13 protein-coding genes are annotated in these 13,387 nt (G+C 64.5%); 7 read left to right on the forward strand and 6 right to left on the reverse strand.

The window, feature by feature from the left end; genetic code table 11:
- Positions 1 to 61: 61 nt before the first annotated feature.
- Positions 62 to 289, reverse strand: a complete 228-nt coding sequence (locus AC0L27_RS16235; protein ID WP_275171737.1) for a hypothetical protein — start codon at positions 287 to 289, stop codon at positions 62 to 64.
- Between the two features lie 96 nt (positions 290 to 385).
- The gene (locus tag AC0L27_RS16240) at positions 386 to 838 is read right to left on the reverse strand and encodes a hypothetical protein (protein WP_354209017.1); all 453 of its coding nucleotides are present in this window, start codon (positions 836 to 838) and stop codon (positions 386 to 388) included.
- Between the two features lie 158 nt (positions 839 to 996).
- On the opposite strand from AC0L27_RS16240, the gene AC0L27_RS16245 reads away from it, so the two are divergent.
- Together AC0L27_RS16245 and hpaD are read left to right on the forward strand one after the other, a co-directional pair.
- Positions 997 to 1,269 carry a helix-turn-helix domain-containing protein gene (locus AC0L27_RS16245; protein WP_354209016.1) on the forward strand — a complete coding sequence of 91 codons (273 nt, stop codon included), beginning with the start codon at positions 997 to 999 and terminating at the stop codon, positions 1,267 to 1,269.
- Between the two features lie 17 nt (positions 1,270 to 1,286).
- A complete protein-coding gene (hpaD, locus tag AC0L27_RS16250) occupies positions 1,287 to 2,141 on the forward strand; it encodes a 3,4-dihydroxyphenylacetate 2,3-dioxygenase (RefSeq protein ID WP_354209014.1) in 855 nt (284 codons plus the stop codon).
- A gap of 10 nt (positions 2,142 to 2,151) precedes the next feature.
- Here hpaD and AC0L27_RS16255 read toward each other — a convergent pair whose 3' ends face one another.
- Positions 2,152 to 3,387 carry an aminotransferase-like domain-containing protein gene (locus AC0L27_RS16255; protein ID WP_354209012.1) on the reverse strand — a complete coding sequence of 412 codons (1,236 nt, stop codon included), beginning with the start codon at positions 3,385 to 3,387 and terminating at the stop codon, positions 2,152 to 2,154.
- A 65-nt stretch (positions 3,388 to 3,452) separates the two neighbouring features.
- Positions 3,453 to 3,980, reverse strand: a complete 528-nt coding sequence (locus tag AC0L27_RS16260; protein WP_354209183.1) for a DUF3124 domain-containing protein — start codon at positions 3,978 to 3,980, stop codon at positions 3,453 to 3,455.
- Between the two features lie 67 nt (positions 3,981 to 4,047).
- On the opposite strand from AC0L27_RS16260, the gene AC0L27_RS16265 reads away from it, so the two are divergent.
- From AC0L27_RS16265 to AC0L27_RS16280, 4 genes are all read left to right on the forward strand, one after another.
- Positions 4,048 to 5,775, forward strand: coding sequence for a cation:proton antiporter (locus tag AC0L27_RS16265; protein ID WP_354257969.1), 1,728 nt, complete (start codon positions 4,048 to 4,050; stop codon positions 5,773 to 5,775).
- A gap of 173 nt (positions 5,776 to 5,948) precedes the next feature.
- Complete coding sequence (ribB, locus tag AC0L27_RS16270) at positions 5,949 to 7,025, forward strand: 3,4-dihydroxy-2-butanone-4-phosphate synthase (protein WP_007594722.1); 1,077 nt, start codon at positions 5,949 to 5,951, stop codon at positions 7,023 to 7,025.
- Positions 7,026 to 7,182: 157 nt separating this feature from the next.
- Positions 7,183 to 8,397: an acyl-CoA dehydrogenase gene (locus AC0L27_RS16275; protein WP_354057047.1), complete on the forward strand. Its 1,215-nt coding sequence runs from the start codon at positions 7,183 to 7,185 to the stop codon at positions 8,395 to 8,397.
- 177 nt (positions 8,398 to 8,574) lie between these two features.
- The gene (locus AC0L27_RS16280) at positions 8,575 to 9,495 is read left to right on the forward strand and encodes an MBL fold metallo-hydrolase (RefSeq protein WP_354209008.1); all 921 of its coding nucleotides are present in this window, start codon (positions 8,575 to 8,577) and stop codon (positions 9,493 to 9,495) included.
- A 68-nt stretch (positions 9,496 to 9,563) separates the two neighbouring features.
- Here AC0L27_RS16280 and AC0L27_RS16285 read toward each other — a convergent pair whose 3' ends face one another.
- Both AC0L27_RS16285 and AC0L27_RS16290 read right to left on the reverse strand, forming a co-directional pair.
- Positions 9,564 to 10,418 (reverse strand): DUF1499 domain-containing protein, encoded by an 855-nt coding sequence (locus tag AC0L27_RS16285; protein WP_007594716.1) that lies wholly within the window; start codon positions 10,416 to 10,418, stop codon positions 9,564 to 9,566.
- 170 nt (positions 10,419 to 10,588) lie between these two features.
- The gene (locus tag AC0L27_RS16290) at positions 10,589 to 12,217 is read right to left on the reverse strand and encodes a fatty-acid--CoA ligase (RefSeq protein WP_354209006.1); all 1,629 of its coding nucleotides are present in this window, start codon (positions 12,215 to 12,217) and stop codon (positions 10,589 to 10,591) included.
- 65 nt (positions 12,218 to 12,282) lie between these two features.
- Here AC0L27_RS16290 and AC0L27_RS16295 point away from each other — a divergent pair, with 65 nt between their 5' ends.
- Positions 12,283 to 13,377 carry an extensin family protein gene (locus tag AC0L27_RS16295; RefSeq protein ID WP_354209004.1) on the forward strand — a complete coding sequence of 365 codons (1,095 nt, stop codon included), beginning with the start codon at positions 12,283 to 12,285 and terminating at the stop codon, positions 13,375 to 13,377.
- Positions 13,378 to 13,387: the final 10 nt, after the last annotated feature.

The following is a 13,387-nucleotide window of genomic DNA, read 5'->3' on the forward strand; positions in this document are numbered from 1 at the left end:
ACCGTTTCGTACACGCAAAGAAATGGCCCCGTGAGGGGCCATTTCCGTATTGCGTTGCGCATTAGTCCCAATGATGGCGGTGACCACGCTTGATCACGACGACTCGGTCGCGATGGCGCCAGCCGCGATGCCAGCCGTGATCGCGATGCATGCCGTATTCGGCGCGGGCGCCGTACGCGCCGTGATGATGACCTCCGCGCTTGATCACCACCGTCTCCGCGCTGGCGAGCGTCGGCAATGCAACCGCGAGCGCGCCGACAGCGGCAAGCACATAACCAAACTTCTTCATGATGTCCTCCTCCAATGGAATGCAAATCTAAACGGCGCATTCGCGTGAACGTTCCGGAGGAATCGCAGGAGAATTCTGAACGCCTGTTCAGGTGGGTTAATCGCAGCGCTGTTGTGCGGGTGTTGGCGCGCCTGTCGCGACGTATTTGCCGTCCCTGATCGTGTACTCGCCGCGCTCACTGCGATTGTAGATTGCGCGCAAGCTGCCTTGCTTTGAGAGTAGCAGACCGAACTCGCGCGTCTGCTGCAGCAAGGGGAAGTACACCATCACATTGAGCAGGCCGTCGGCGTTGACCATCGCCGATACCACTTCGTTTTCGTCCTTGGCCTCGCCGAAATTGCGCCGGTACATCACCCTTCCGTCCTTCCGGATCTCGTAAGTCAAGAGCGCGCCCTTGTCGCGGTCGGGCCGGGCCGCGCAATTGACCGCCCATGAGCCGAGCAGTCCCCATTGCTCGATGGTCGCCGCGAGCGACTCGGCACCGGCTGCGGGCGCGAACGCAGCCCACAGCACTGCTGCCGCGATCCAGCGGCTCAAACAACTCGTCATGTCCTGAAAAGCCCCACCTCCGAATAATTCCGAAGTGTAGCATCCCGCGCGCGATCGTCCACGCTGGCCGCCATTCGCGCGCGAATTTGATCCGCGTCAATGAGGCAGCCGGTTTCCCCGGTAGGATGGCGCTCCCGAAGGCGAAATTGGATAGACCGATGCTGAATCAAGTCAGGGATTTCGCAGGCGAGGTGCTGCCGGGGAGCTGTGCCGTGCCGCCTTATTCCGAGACCGCGTTTTTGGCCGAGCTGGGCGACCGCTTGAAGTCCTCACGCATGCGCTGCGTCCTGTCGCGCCGGGAGCTTGCCCGCCGCTCCGGGATATCCGAGCGCTACATCGCCCAGATCGAGGCCGGCAAGGGCAATGTCTCGATCGTGCTGCTGCTGCGGCTGGCCTCCGCGATCCACGGCAGCCAGCCCCAGGCGGCTTGACGCTTGAGGTGAGCACGATGGGGCAACTCGTACTGGCAGCCAAGGTCACGCATGTCCCATCGCTGATGCTCTCGGAAAAGCCCGGCAGTCATTTGCGCTCGGCGCGCGAGGCGGCCGTGGACTCCTTGCGCGAACTCGGTCGGCGGGCGAAAGCGCGCGGCGTCACCACCTTCGTGGTGTTCGACACCCACTGGCTCTCCAATTTCGGCTATCACATCAACGCCAACGCGCGGCATCGCGCCTCGTTCACCAGCCACGAGGCGCCGCACATGATTCAGGATTTGAGTTATGATCTGCCGGGCGACACGAGGCTCTCCGAAGCGATCGCCGCCGAAGCCGGCGTTGCAGGGCTCGATGTCAACGCGCATCAAGTGCCGAGCCTCGGGCTTGAATATGGCACGATCGTGCCGATGCACTACATGAATTCGGACGGCTTCGCGAGGGTGGTTTCGATCGCCTCGCCGCTGTTCACGTCGTTCGAGGAAAGCCGGACTCTCGGCGAGGCGACGCGACGTGCCATCGAGAAATCCGGCGAACGGGTTGCGATCTTGGCCAGCGGCTCGCTCTCACATCGGCTCTGGCCCAACAAGAAGCTGGGCCCAGAGGCGTGGACGAGCGTTGCCAGCGAGTTCAACCGCCAGGTCGACCTGCGCGTGCTCGAGCTTTGGCAGAGCCGTCGCTACCGCGAATTCCTCGACATGCTTCCGGATTACGCAACCAAGTGCAACGGTGAGGGCGGTATGGCCGACACCATCATGCTGTTCGCCGCGCTTGGCTGGTACGAGTACCATGACAGGGCCGAGCAGCTCTGTGAGTACTTTCCGTCATCCGGCAGCGGCCAGGTGAACGTGGAGTTTCACGTCGCGGCTTAAGGCATCGCCCTCACATTTGCGCCTTCTCCACATTGGCGCTGCGGGCCGGCACACCGAACTCTTTGCGGCAGATCTCGGCCAGCACGGCGACGCCCTCGCGGATCTGCTGATGTGAGGGGCTCGCAAAGCACAGCCGCAGGCGCGATCTGGAATGATTCTTGTCGGTCGACCATTCCGGCCCCGGATTGATCGAGACGCCGGCGGCAAGCGCGGCCTGGTACAGCTTCAGCGTATCCACCTGATCGGGCAGTTTCATCCACAGGAATATGCCGCCCTTGGGCTCCTCGAACTCGGCGGCCGTCCCGAACTGCTCGTTGAGAGCTTCCATCAGCGTGTCGAGCTTGGTCCGCAGCGCCTTCGTCAGCGCCGGCACGTGGGTTGAAAAATGCGGCTTGCAATAGGCGGCAAGCACCATCTGCTCCAGCGCGCCCGAGCCGGCGTCCGTCTTCAGCGCCAGCATCCGCGACATCACATCCCACGGCGCGACGATGAAGCCGACGCGCAGCGCGGGCGCGATCGACTTCGAGAACGAGCCGATATGGATCACGCCGCCGTTCGGGCTCATCGCGTGGATCGCCGGCGGCCGCTGTCCTGACCAGACCAGATCGGCATAGCAATCGTCCTCGAATACAGGCACGCCGTAGTCTGCCGACAGCCGCAACAGCTCGGTGCGGCGACCCTCCGGCATGATGCTGCCGGTCGGGTTCTGCACGGTCGGAATGGTGTAGATGTATTTCGGCCGGACGCCGCGAACCTTGAGGTCGGCCAGCGTCGTGGCCAGCACGTCCATGCGCATGCCGTCCTTGTCGAGCGGGATGCCGACCACGTTGACGCCGAGCCGTGCCAGGCGGGTGAGCGAACCCTGATAGCTATCCTGCTCGAAGATCACGGTATCGCCGCGCGTCAGCAGCGTGGCGTTGACGAGGTCGAGCGCCTGCAGCGAGCCGGACACGATCAGGAGATCGTCGACCGTGCAGTTGATGCCGGCATCGCGCTTCAGTTTCGTCACCAGGAATTCGCGCAAGGGCAGATAGCCCTGCGGACCATGTGCCAGCCCGTAGGTGGCGAGCGAGCGGCCTTCGCGTTGCAGAGCCAGGTTGGCGGCCTCGATCAGATGAGCGAGCGGCAGCTGTTCGGAGTCGTTGTTGCCACCGACAAAACTGTATTTGGCGAGGCCCGTCCAGCGCGCAGAAGGGGCCGGCAGCCCTGCGGGAAACAGGGGCGCAAAATCGAAGCTGGACGTCATGGGAGCGTTCCTCGTTCTATTCTTGTGAGGCTGCCGGCTTTGCGCCGGTCAGTCGTATTTCTTGCTTATTTCTTGCCGACCGTCCGAGTCGGACGCCCCTGGCTGATGAAAGCGTAATGCGCATTGGCGACGCCGCCAACCATCAAGGCCTCGACAGCAGGCTCGGCGATTTCGCTTGTTGCAGCCCAATCGACGAGGAAATTGGCTCCGGTCCCGCCGCGTACGTCGTCGGTCGGAATGAAGATCGAGACGGTGGCGAGGGGCTTCAACGCGACCGGTGCCTTCAGATAGCTCTCGACTTGCTTGCCCGCGGTATCGAAATAGGCGATGCGTTTGACCACCAGCGGCTGGGTCTCGGAGGCGTTGTGCACGCTCAGGGTCACCGAGAAGTCGACGCGCAGCTTGCCCTGGCTCATCGCGACGCTGGAATAAGCCGGCACGTAGAACCCGCCGGAGACGGCGAGTTCTTCCTTCGGCAGCGCGGTGAGGGAATCGGCAAAGCTTTGTTCGATATTGACCTTGGATTGAGCGGATGCGGGGCTGGCGGAGGCGAGGGGGCATAGCAGCATTGCAATGGCGAGCCCGATCCGCATGTGACGAATTGCTCGCTTGCCGCGCCGCACTCGATCACTAGGGTGCGGCAAAACGGACCAATCTGGCATGCACGAACTCATTCGCGACATCACTCTCTGTATCCTGTTTGCCTGGATGCTGGGCCTGCTTGCCCACTTTTCCAGGCAACCGTTGATCCTGGCCTATCTTATCGCCGGGTTCTGCATAGGTCCATTTGGCGCCGGCTGGGTCAAGTCGCAGGAATCGATCAGCGTCATCTCCGAGCTCGGCCTGATCTTCATGCTGTTCATGATCGGCCTGGAGATCGACCTGAAGAAGATCGTGCGGGCGGGAAAGGTCATCCTGTTCGCGGCGGGCGGCCAGCTGATCGGCGGCTGCCTGCTCGGGGTGCTGTTCTTCGCCGGCATTGGCCTGTCGTTCGGTGGGGGCCAGTTCGACGCGGTTTATCTCTGCGTGGCCTGCGCGCTGTCGAGCACCGTCATCATCGTCAAGGTGCTCTACGAGAAGCGTGAGCTCGACACGCTGCCGGGCCGCATCACCCTCGGCGTGCTGGTACTCCAGGACATCTTCGCGATCCTGTTCCTGGCGGTGCAGCCGAGCCTTGCCAATCTGGAAATCAGCGTCATCCTGCTCTCGATCGGCCGCGTCGCGGTGCTGGTCGCCGCCGCGCTGCTGGTGAGCCGCTATGTACTGCCGCGCCTGTTTCACCAGATCGCCCGCCGCCCCGAGCTGATCCTGCTCGGCGCGCTCGCCTGGTGCTTCCTGGTCGCCGAGACCGCCGAGCGGCTGTCGCTGTCGCGCGAGATGGGCGCCCTGATCGCCGGCGTCTCGCTCTCGACCTTTCCCTACGCGCTCGACGTCACGGCCAAGGTCACCACGCTTCGCGATTTCTTCATCACGCTGTTCTTCGTCGCGCTCGGCATGACCATTCCCGTGCCCGGCCTCTCCGTGATCGGGCTTGCCCTGATGATCGCGGCATTCACGGTGGCGAGCCGCCTCGTCACTACCTTCGCCCCGCTCTATCTGATGAAGCAGGGGCTGCGCGCCAGCCTGTTGCCGGCACTTAACCTGGCGCAGATCTCCGAGTTCTCGCTGGTGGTGATCCAGACCGGCGTCGCCGCCCACCACATCGCGGCCGAGACGGCGAATGCGGCCTCCTTCGCCTTCGTGGTGCTGGCGGTGCTGTCGACCTTCGTGATGACCCGCAGCGACGAGATCACCCGCTGGGCGATCGGCCCCCTGAAGCGGATAGGCCTGCGCGATCTCGACCACGGCAATGGCCATGGTGAGGAAGGGCACGAAGGCCATGGCGAGGCCCGCCGCATCGTCATCCTCGGCTTTTTCCGTGCGGCGAGCGCGCTGCTCGCCGAGATCGAACGGCAGGCACCGGTGCTGCTCGAGCAGATCACCGTGATCGACTTCAATCCCAATGTGTACCAGACGCTGCTATCGCGCGGCCTGCACGTGATCTATGGCGATATCAGCAGCGCCGACACGCTGCTCCATGCCGGCGTCGGCAAGTCCGAGATGATCATCCTCAGCGTACCGGATGCGCTTCTGAAGGGGGCCAGCAACGAGAAGCTGGTCCGCCACGTCCGCACCCTCAACCCGACCGCCATGATCATTGCCACGGCCGATCTGTTGTCGGATGTGGATGAACTCTACGCGGCTGGCGCCAGCTATGTCACCGTGACCCGGCTCAGCGACGCCCATGAGTTGTTCACGGTGATCGAGGCCGCCCAGGCCGGCCTGTTGGCCGACAAGCGTGCCGAGCTCGATCAGCGGCTCGGCGAACGGCGCGAAGTGCTGCCCTGACCGCGCCCGGCCGGCTTCTCGCCGGGCTTCTCCGCGCCCATATCGCTGGCATGCCCGGTGCAAGTCGCCCCCGGGCAGGGCTGCGGTCCGGCATATGCGGTTGCGCCGGGGACACTAGCGCCCCGGCCCAAGTCCGGCTAAGCCTCCGGGCCATAACCGTCAGAGATTGGGAAATGCCGGATAACGTCCAGGAAGTCTTGCAGGCCTTTGCCCGGGGTGAGCTCGTGGTCGTCACCGACGACGATGACCGCGAGGGCGAGGGCGATCTGATCGTCGCCGCCTCGTTCTGCACCGCCGAGAAGATGGCGTTCATCATCCGCCACACCTCCGGCATCGTTTGCGCGCCGATCACCACCGAGGATGCGCGCCGCCTGCGGCTCGATCCGATGGTGGCCCACAACGATTCCGCGCACACCACCGCATTCACGGTCTCGATCGACTACAAGCCCGACGGCGGCACCGGCATCTCGGCCGAGGAGCGCGCCTCGTGCTGCCGCGCGCTGTCCAATCCCAACGCCGGTGCCAACGACTTCGCCCGTCCCGGTCACATCTTCCCGCTGATCGCCAAGGACGGCGGCGTGCTGCTGCGCTCCGGCCATACCGAGGCCGCGGTCGATCTGTGCAAGCTCTCCGGCCTGCCGCCGGTCGGCGTCATCAGCGAGTTGATGAACGACGACGGCAGCGTGATGAAGGGCGAGCAGGTCGCCCGCTTCGCCGCCCAGCACAAGCTCAAGCACGTCACCATCGCCGACATGATCGCCTACCGGCAGGTGCGCGAGAAGCTGATCGAGCGGGTCTCGACCTTCGTCACCGAGAGCCCGATCGGGCCGCTGCAGGGCTATGCCTACCGCTCGCCGTTCGATTCCATCGCCCACGTTGCCTTCGTCTACAACGGCGTCGGCGACGGCAAGAACGTCCTGACGCGCTTCCACAAGCCGAACATCGTCAAGGACATCTTCACCGGCCACAAACGCATGGCGGCGGTGCTCGAGCACTTCAAGAAATCCGGCCGTGGCGTTCTGGTCTATCTGCGCGACGGTGCTGCCGGTGTCCCCGTGGCGCCGCTGCCCGATGAGAGCGCGACCGAGGCCGACCGCAACCGCCAGTGGCGCGAAGTCGGTGTCGGTGCACAGATCCTGCGCGATCTCGGCGTCACCTCGATCCGGCATCTCACCTCCTCGGTGCACGACTACAAGGGCCTTTCGGGTTTCGGCATCGAGATCGTCGCCAACGAACAGCTCGAAAGCTAGCGCTGTCATCTCGGGTGCGCGAAGCGCATCCCCCGAGGTGCGCCTCGCCGGCCCCCGGGATTCACGCAGACCCATACATCTGCAACGCAATTGCACTTGTTGCCGCGGCGCTTTACTTTGTCGGGCAAATTGACGGAACCAGACGAAAGGACGTTTCATGACCGCGCGCCCTCAGGCCAAGGACAAGCCGAGTTCGGCTTCTTTCCAGTGGGACGATCCGTTCCTGCTCGACGAGCAGCTCACTGAAGACGAGCGCATGGTGCGCGACACCGCGCGCGCCTACGCCCAGGACAAGCTGCTGCCGCGCGTCGCCAAGGCCTATCTCGAAGAGAAGACCGATCGCGAGATCTTCAACGAGATGGGCGAGCTCGGCCTGATCGGCATCACGTTGCCGGAGGAATATGGCTGCGCCAATGCAGGCTATGTCGCCTATGGTCTGGTCGCGCGCGAAATCGAACGGGTCGATTCCGGCTACCGCTCGATGAACTCGGTGCAGTCCTCGCTGGTGATGTATCCGATCTACGCCTACGGCGACGAGAACCAGCGCAAGAAGTACCTGCCGAAGCTCGCCAGCGGCGAGTGGGTCGGCTGCTTCGGGCTGACCGAGCCTGACGCCGGCTCCGATCCGGCCGGCATGAAGACCCGCGCCGAGAAGGTTTCGGACGGCTATCGCCTGACCGGCAGCAAGATGTGGATCTCGAACGCGCCGATCGCCGACGTGTTCGTGGTCTGGGCCAAGTCGGCCGCGCACGACAACCAGATCCGCGGCTTCGTGCTGGAGAAGGGCATGAAGGGCCTGTCGGCACCGAAGATCGGCGGCAAGCTGTCGCTTCGCGCCTCCATCACCGGCGAGGTCGTGATGGACGGCGTCGTGGTCCCGGAAGACGCGCTGCTGCCCAACGTCTCCGGCCTCAAGGGCCCGTTCGGCTGCCTCAACCGCGCCCGCTACGGCATTTCCTGGGGCGTGCTCGGCGCGGCCGAGGACTGCATGCACCGCGCCCGCCAATACACGCTCGACCGCAAGCAGTTCGGCAAGCCGCTCGCCGCGACCCAGCTCGTGCAGAAGAAGCTCGCGGACATGCAGACCGAGATCGCGCTGGGCCTTCAGGGCTCGCTGCGCGTCGGCCGGCTGATGGACGAGGGCAAGTTCGCGCCCGAGATGATCTCGATCATGAAGCGCAACAATTGCGGCAAGGCGCTCGACATCGCCCGCGTCGCGCGCGACATGCACGGCGGCAACGGCATCTCGATCGAGTATCACGTGATGCGCCACGTCCATAACCTCGAGACCGTCAACACCTACGAGGGCACCCACGACGTCCACGCCCTGATCCTGGGCCGCGCGATCACGGGCATTCAGGCGTTTTTCTGAGCAAACCGCCTGAATGGGCGATGCGGCTGAACTCTCGAATTGCGTCATGGCCGGGCAGAAGCGCGAAGCGCGTCTTCGCGCTAGACGTCCCGGCCATCCACGTCTTAGACCACGCGAAGAACGTGGATGCCCGGCACAAGGCCGGGCATGACGAAGTCAGCAAGGTATGAGCAAGCCATGTCCGACAACGACGACGTCCCGTTCAACCGCGACTTTCCGCTGAAGCCCGGCATCGTCGAGGAAGTCCGCCCCGGCGTGCGCCGCGTGCTCTGTAACAATCCTAGCCCATTCACTTTCACCGGTACAGTCAGCTACATCGTGGGCCGCGGCAACGTCGCGATCATCGATCCCGGTCCGGACGACGAGGCGCATGCAGCGGCGCTGCTCGATGCCGTCAGCGGCGATACGGTGAGCCATATCTTCGTCACCCATACCCACCGCGACCATTCGCCGAACACCGCGCGGATCAAGCGGGCGACGGGCGCGCCAGTTTACGCCGAAGGCCCGCACCGCGCCTCGCGCCCGCGTTTCGAGAGCGAGAAGCACAACCCGGAATCCGGCGCAGACCGCGACTTCGCGCCCGATATCAGGATCGCCCACGGCGACGTGGTCGAAGGCGACGGCTGGCGGCTCGAGGCCGTGGCGACACCTGGCCATACCGCCAATCACCTCGCGTTTGCCTGGCCCGAGCGGAAATTCAACTTCGTCGGCGATCACGTGATGGGGTGGTCGACTTCGATCGTGGCGCCGCCGGACGGCTCGATGATCGACTACATGGAATCGCTGGATCGTCTCGCCGCACGCGAGGAGGATGTGTATTTCTCCGGCCACGGCCCCGAAATTCCGGACGGTCCGCGCTTCGTGCGCTTCCTGATCCGTCACCGCAAGGCGCGCGAGGCCTCCATCCTGCACCGCCTTGCCAAGGGCGAGACCGACATCCCGACTATGGTCCGGGCGATCTATATCGGCATCGATCCGAGGCTCACCACTGCGGCGGGCTATTCCGTGCTGGCGCATCTGGAAGACCTGGTCGCCCGCGGCGTGGTGGCGACGGACGGCGATCCCGTGATCGGCGGGACGTATCGGATGGCGAGCTAGTCTCTCGTCATTCCGGGGCGCGCGTTTTCCGGGCTCGCCGCTTCGCGTCGCCCCGGAATGACAGAACCCTACTTCTTTACAGTTTTCGCCGGCGCCTTCGGCGGCGCCACCGGCGTCTTCTTTACCGGCTTGAGTGCGTCGGCATCGGCGGCGGTGTTGAGATCGTCGATGAATTTCTTCACACGCGCGGCGTTGCTGCCGAGGTCGCTCTCGAAATAGCGCGAGGCGGACCGGATATCGACGCGGGAATCCTCGCCGTCGGGCACGACGCGGATCGCGATGTCCTCGCGGAACCCCATGATCGGCGAGCGCGCCACCGCCTCGATACGGCCGATGCGGCGCGGCGGCTGCGGCGCGCGCTCGTCGATCACCAGCCATTTGCGCTTGTTGACGAGCTGAAGCGCGATCGCATAGGCGCGGTCGACCGAAATCTCGAGCTCGATCGGCTCGATATCAGGATAGAATTGACGCTGCTGCTCGGCCGAATAGAGGCCGGCATACACAGCGGTGTTGGCACCATCGCCGGTGCGCAGGCGGGCCAGTGCGTCGAAGCGCGGCGGGTCGATCGGGTCGGTGGTGATGTCGTGGATCGCCGGCAGCTTGCGGTATTGCAGGCCGAGATAAGCGGGATAGGCGAGGATCGCGCCGTCGATCAGGAAGGCAAGCAGGATGCGCGCCATGCCGCGCGAGCCGTTCTGCCAGATCGCGGCAAAGCCGGCGAGCCCGAACAGGATCGAGAGTGCGGCAATCCCGAGTCCGCCGAAGAAGGTCGCGAGCGCCGGCTTCATTTCCAGGAAGCCGAACCGGACGATGATGATCGAGACCACCACCGCCACCACTGCGAACACGGCCAGATTGCGCGCCCAGCTCGCGAGGCTGGACACGGGCTCCGACTGGTAGGGAGCGGAAAACCTGCGGGCCATCGGGTGAGCTCTGCCGGGTATTGGGACGGTGCCGGCCGATCTGGCACGACTATGGGCCGTTGAGATCACGGCCCCGAGGCAAATTCAAGGGTTCCCGGGATGTTACGGCCTGTCATTCCGGGCTCGATGCCGTTGGCATCGCCCGGAATGACGGTGTTTGGTTTGGCCGCCTACGCCGCCGCGTTCGGGAAGCGGTATTCCTTGAACTGGTCGCGCAGCGCGGTCTTCAGGATCTTGCCCGTCGCCGTATGCGGGATGCCGTCGACGAAGGCAACGTCGTCGGGCATCCACCATTTGGCGATCTTGCCGTCCATGAACTTCAGGATGTCCTCACGGCTGGCTTGCTGGCCCTGCTTCAACTGCACGATCAGCAGCGGACGCTCGTCCCATTTGGGATGGAACACGCCGATCACGGCGGCTTCCGCCACCGCGGGATGGCCGACGGCGAGGTTCTCCAGCTCGATCGAGGAGATCCATTCGCCGCCGGACTTGATCACGTCCTTGGAGCGGTCGGTGATCCGCATGTAGCCGGCCTCGTCGATGGTCGCGACGTCGCCGGTGTCGAAGAAGCCGTCCTCGTCGAGGATGTCAGTGTCGACCCGGTAATAGGCCTTGGCTACGGCGGGGCCGGCGACCTTGAGGCGGCCGAAGGTCGTGCCGTCCCACGGCAATTCCTTGCCGGCATCGTCGGTGATCTTCATCTCGACGGCGAACGGCGCGTAGCCCTGCATCTGGAGCACGTCGAGCCGCGCCTCGCCCGTCGCATTCTGGAACGGCGGCTTCAGCGCCGCGACGCTGCCGATCGGGCTCATCTCGGTCATGCCCCAGGCGTGGCGGACGTTCGAGCCCATGTCGAGGAAGGCCTTGATCATCGAGCGCGGCATCGCCGAGCCGCCGCAGATCACCATCTTCAGGTCCGGCAGTTTCAGATTGTTGGCGCTCATGTGCTGGAGCAGCATCAGCCACACCGTGGGCACGCCGGCGGTATGTGTCACCCTCTCGGTCGAGAGCAGCTCATAGACCGAGGCGCCGTCGAGCTTAGCGCCGGGCATGACGAGCTTGGTGCCCTGCGAGGGTGCCGAGAAGGCGATGCCCCAGCTGTTGGCGTGGAAGAGCGGCACCACGGGAAGCATGGTCTCGGAGGCGCTGGTACCGAGCGCGTCGACATTGTTGGCCATCAGCGCGTGCAGCACGTTGGAGCGATGCGAATACAGCACCCCCTTGGGATCGCCGGTGGTGCCTGACGTGTAGCACATCGCGGCCGCCGTGTTCTCGTCAAAGTCCTTCCATTTAAACTTGCCGTCGGCCTCCGCAATCCAGTCCTCGTAGGCGACCACGTTCTTCAGCGTCGTCTGCGGCATGTGCGCCTTGTCGGTGAGCACGACGTAGCGTTCCACGCTTGTCAGCTTGTCGGCGATCTTCTCCAGGACCGGAATGAACGTGATGTCGGTCATCACGATGCGGTCCTGCGCATGGTTGATGATCCAGGCGATCTGCTCGGGGAAAAGGCGGGGATTGACGGTATGGCAGATGGCGCCGATTCCCATGATGCCGTACCAGACCTCGAGATGGCGCCAGGTGTTCCAGGCGATCGTTGCGACACGGTCGCCAAGCTTGATGCCGTCGCGCTCCAGCATCTGCGAGACCTTGAGCGCGCGCTTGTGGATGTCGGCATAGGTGGTGCGATGGATCGGTCCCTCGACCGAGCGCGTCACGACCTCCTGCTTGCCATGAATCCTGGCGGCGTGTTCGATGATCCGGTGGCAGAGCAGGGGCCAGTCTTGCATCAAACCAAGCATTCCGTCGTTCCTCCGAGAAGCCGCTGGGCGGATTGTCGCTCTCAGCGTTGGGCCAAAGAATTGTCATGAGTTTTAGCCTGCCCGCCTTTCGCCGCAAATGGTCTTGTCGCGGCTATATGTCCGTCGGCGCGGCAATGGTTACCGTCGCGCTCGGGCTCGCGGATCGGGCAGAGGCGCGCAAATATGGGTCCCCACTCGATATCTTTGGTATTGCTGCACCACGGCCCCACGCGACGGTTCATTCTGCCAAGATATCTGGCAAGGTCCCGCTCCCAAGGTCTCGCCCCGAGGAGGCCCCCAAGGCGTCGGACGATGCTCCTGCGGAGACCGGCGGCAAGCCTTCCGCGGACAAACCTGGCACCACCAAGCCTGCCGAGACGGCGCCGCCGGCCGAGAAGCAGGCCTCGGCGTGCCGCCTCGCGCTGACCGAGGAGATCGCTATCGCGCCCTCGATCCCGGATATCCGGGGGCCCGGCGCCTGCGGCGGTGAGGATCTGGTGCGGCTCGAAGCCATCGTGCTCCCCGACAAGCGCAAGGTGGCGGTCAAGCCGGCGGCGATCCTCCGCTGCACCATGGCGTCCGCGATCGCCGATTGGGTGCGCAAGGACGTGGTGCCGCTGGCCGCGAGCCTCGGCTCGACCATTAGCGATCTCGACAATTTCGACAGCTTCGAGTGCCGCGGCCGCAACCGCGTTGTCGGCGCCATGCTGTCCGAGCACGGCAAGGCCAACGCGATCGATGTCCGCGCCATCAAGCTCGCTAACGGGCAGTCGATCGGCCTGACCGATCGCACCATGCCCCGCGAGGTGCGGGAACGCGTGCTGCATTCGGTCTGCTCGCGCTTTTCGACAGTGCTCGGCCCCGGCTCGGATTGGTACCACGAGGACCATATCCATCTCGACCTTGCGCAGCGGCGCAACGACTACCGGATCTGCCAGTGGAACGTCTGGGATCCCCTGCCGCAGGTTGCTCCGCTGCTGCCGGCGGAACGGCCCGAGGAGGCGCCGCCGCGTGAGGTCGCGGCCAAACCTGAAACGAAGCCCGAGGCCAAGCAAGGAACTGACGACGAAGCGGAGAAATCTCCTGCGCCTGCGGACAAGTCGGCGGCCGACGGCAACAAAACCCAGGCGCACAAGCCGGCAACAAAAAAGCGCCGGTGAAACCGGCGCT

The organism is Bradyrhizobium sp. Ken51, from assembly GCF_055807435.1.